General features: G+C 47.9%; 6 protein-coding genes. 3 read left to right on the forward strand and 3 right to left on the reverse strand.

The features are described 5' to 3' along the window. The 3 genes from WC639_05375 to WC639_05385 all read right to left on the reverse strand — a co-directional run. The coding region (locus WC639_05375) for a glycosyltransferase family A protein (GenBank protein ID MFA6307205.1) at positions 1-313 on the reverse strand (313 nt) is incomplete at its 3' end. Positions 314-324: 11 nt separating this feature from the next. Beyond that, positions 325-1,044, reverse strand: coding sequence for a glycosyltransferase (locus WC639_05380; GenBank protein MFA6307206.1), 720 nt, complete (start codon positions 1,042-1,044; stop codon positions 325-327). Between the two features lie 13 nt (positions 1,045-1,057). After that, positions 1,058-1,657 carry a VTT domain-containing protein gene (locus WC639_05385; protein MFA6307207.1) on the reverse strand — a complete coding sequence of 200 codons (600 nt, stop codon included), beginning with the start codon at positions 1,655-1,657 and terminating at the stop codon, positions 1,058-1,060. 57 nt (positions 1,658-1,714) lie between these two features. Between WC639_05385 and WC639_05390 the strand changes: the two genes are divergently transcribed. The 3 genes from WC639_05390 to WC639_05400 form a co-directional block, all read left to right on the forward strand. Beyond that, positions 1,715-2,371 (forward strand): phosphatase PAP2-related protein, encoded by a 657-nt coding sequence (locus WC639_05390; GenBank protein ID MFA6307208.1) that lies wholly within the window; start codon positions 1,715-1,717, stop codon positions 2,369-2,371. Between the two features lie 145 nt (positions 2,372-2,516). Beyond that, positions 2,517-2,687, forward strand: coding sequence for a hypothetical protein (locus tag WC639_05395; protein ID MFA6307209.1), 171 nt, complete (start codon positions 2,517-2,519; stop codon positions 2,685-2,687). Positions 2,688-2,787: 100 nt separating this feature from the next. Then, the coding region (locus WC639_05400; GenBank protein MFA6307210.1) for an IMP cyclohydrolase at positions 2,788-3,058 on the forward strand (271 nt) is incomplete at its 3' end.

The raw sequence follows: 3,058 nt of genomic DNA on the forward strand, positions 1-3,058 counted from the left end.
CCTCGTCATCTAAAAAATGAGCGGTGCCGCGCGACAGCCAATCCTCGTCCGGCAGACAGTCCGCGTCTATATTCACGACGATATCGCCTGTCGCTTCCAGCCGGCCGCGCTCTCTGGCCCATAGCAAGCCTTTACGTGATTCATGCACGACTTTGACCGGAAATCCTTCGGCTATCTCCGCCGTACGGTCGGTGCTGGCGTTATTGACCACGATGATCTCGAAATCTGGATGACTCTGCGCGAGCAAAGCCCGTATCGTGGCAGAGATATTCTTCTCCTCGTTATGCGCTGGTATGACAACGGAAGCTCTCATATAGATTTATTTCATCTTATGGCTTTCCATTCCTTGGACTTGGACCTACCGGTCAAAGCCACGTAAAACGTTTCAAACATCCAAATAGACAAGAGCTTCGGCCAGCCGACTTTATGTCCCCGGCGGCCTGTATGGAGAATAACGAGCGTGGGGTCATATGCCGTCCGGCCCACTTTGGACAACCGTTGGAACATATCTCCGTCTTCGCGGCATATCAGGTTCTCATTGAAACCTCCGACTTTTTCGAAGGCGTCGCGGCGGATCATTTGGAATTTTCCGGAAGCTTCTCCGATATGCAGAAGGTTATTCTTGATCCTATGAACCAGATTAAACGCCGCATACACGGCTTTGTCGCCGAATGTCTCCAATTCCGGCCATACTCCGATCTTTCCGGTCAATGCCACAAGGCGCTGATCCGACTCGAACCTCGCCAGAGCATGTCTGAAGAAATCATCAGGATCGGCTATGGTGCTGTCAGAATCCATGAATACCAGCATCTCTCCCTTTGAATGCCGCTGGCCGTCATTCCTGTTGGCGGCTATGGAAATGTGCTTGGCTGGGGGGATCAGAACGATATCAGCGTATTCTTTGGCTATTTTCACGGTATCATCAGTGCTTTTATCGTCTGTAACAATGATCTCGTGAGGGATAGTCAGATTGGATTTAAGGCCATCCAGCGTTTTTCTGATGGCTTTTTCTTCATTATATGTCGGGATGATGATGGATATCATGCTTTTTTATATATCATATATTCAACGCCTCCGCTTTGGTGCGCAGATATTTTTTATATCCTTTGAATGCCCAAAAGATGACGACGAATAAGGCGACGACCGCTATCTTCCCGAGGATGCTGTCTACTTGCAGATAGAGATTGCCGAAGAAATATCCGACGCCGAGCAGGAATCCGGTCCAGACGAACTGGCCGATGACATTGATGGATATATAATTTATGAACGGTATTCGCGCCATGCCGGCGGCCATGAGAGTAACCAGGGCAAAGCCGAAGCCGTTAGACATCTTCGAGATGAGGAGTATGCGGTGCTTGTATTTATGGAATATGCGCGTAACTTTTCCGATATTTTCTTCCGTGATGCTGAAATATTTGCCGAAGCGGCCGATAAAACGATGCCCAAAACGGTATCCTATGTAATACCAGACCACATCCCCGATCAAATCGCCTATCATCAGCGACAGCATTACCGGTATGAAGCTGAAATATCCGAGCTTGAGGATAACGCCGAAAATCATAGACAGCATCGGTCCTTCGGCGCAGGCGAGGACTATTATAAAAGCATAGACCCAGTAGGCATGGTCCGTGCCAAGATTGATGAGCCATTCTTGCATATTTTTAATCGGAACACGGTAATGGTATCATATATGTACTGACCGAAGCGAACGACTATGACCATATTCAAAATAGAAGACTTCTCATGGGATTCTATGGTGCGCTGGTTCACCGATTGGCGCTTCATCAGGTCATGCCTCTTTTCGATCGGCATCCTCTTGGCCAGCTTCGTGCTGAATTATTATTCCAGCATGTATGCCACTCTGCGAGCCAGCAATTCCGTGTCGGATATAATTTTGAGCAATATCCCCGTCTACGATGTCGAGGATATTTTCATATACGGACCTTTGGTGCTATGGGGCTTCGTGGCGCTATTGTTGATCACCAATCCGCAAAAAATACCCTTCACCCTGAAGACAATCAGTCTGTTCGTGGTAATAAGAGCCATGTTCGTTACGCTGACCCATTTAGGCCCGTTCCCTACACAGACGTATCTTAATCCGGATAACATAATATCCTCATTCACCACCGGCAACGATCTGTTCTTCTCCGGCCATACCGGCCTGCCGTTCCTGTTAGCATTCATATTTTGGTATGATATGCGCCTGCGCGTAGCCTTTATCGCGACTTCGATTCTTTTCGGAGCCGTCGTGCTCATGGGACATTTCCACTATTCTATAGACGTAGCAGCAGCATTCTTCATCACTTACACCATTTATCACATAGCCGAAAGCTGGTTCGAAAAAGACGCGGCTCTGTTCAAGAGCGTTTAAGTGTTTTCAAGCTCAATCATCATCACCTCTTCTCTGCACCGCGGCGATGATGGCTATATTGCCTATTGAACGCTTGACTTTAAGCTCTTTTGGCATTTGGGGCCATTATACTATATTTGGCATATCCATAGTATAATACGGCCAAATGAACCCGAAGACTCTCGTATGGATCGGCGTCTTCATCGGCGGAGCCGTCGGCGGATACATTCCTACGCTGTTCGGAGCGGGCGGCTTCTCTGTAGAATCGGTCATCGGCAATACCATCGGAGGTCTGATCGGCATCTGGGCCGGCTTCAAAGCTTCACAGTTTTTCTGATCTGTAAAAAAGTCAAGCAGGATCGATTCCAGCAGTCGTTGACAGGCATCTTTAAAAATGTAACTCTAATGTCTGGAAACCTCAACTATGTACATATAAAATGAATGACCTGAATAAAATCGCCGGCGCCAATCTTTGTGCGCTGAAGCAAAATCCCTATCCCGGCCGAGGCATAGTCCTCGGTCTCGACGAAAAACAAGAGAGCTTCATCCAAATATATTGGGTTACAGGAAGAAGCTTTAACAGTCGCAACCGGATTCTTGATTCCGAATTCGGCCGAGTATTCACCCTCGCCGCTGATCCATCAAGAGTTAAGGATCCCAGCCTGATCATCTACGACGCCATGCAAGAGAATGATGGCTTCTATGTGG

It is taken from the genome of Patescibacteria group bacterium, from assembly GCA_041662965.1.
In the GTDB taxonomy this organism is placed as follows: domain Bacteria; phylum Patescibacteriota; class Patescibacteriia; order Patescibacteriales; family GWC2-42-12; genus JACPHD01.